At 37.9% G+C, this 256-nt stretch carries 1 pseudogene; it reads right to left on the bottom strand.

From position 1 onward, the window contains the following. Window positions 1-256: pseudogene (locus SB775_RS31450) on the bottom strand (hypothetical protein); the annotation flags it as partial.

The following is a 256-nucleotide window of genomic DNA, read 5'->3' as shown; positions in this document are numbered from 1 at the left end:
ATACTCACGCGGATCTGTACTGCTTACCGCATAATTAAATGCGTTTAACCCGGTGAAGTCATTCTCGTTAATAAAAGTCGTTCTACTACTTCCAAGTATAACTCCATCATATGTAAACGGACGGTACGTTATATAATTTGTTTTCTGTTGTCTCTCGTTAAACCCGTACTGAACATCATTCCACTTATTTTTATGCGGGAATAACCAAAGTGAATCTATATAGCTATTAAATATCCCGACACCTGCCAGAGGAACA

It is taken from the genome of Peribacillus sp. SIMBA_075 (assembly GCF_046534585.1).
The sequence above is the reverse complement of the archived record's forward strand: the minus strand, read 5'-3'. Positions and strand labels throughout refer to the sequence as shown.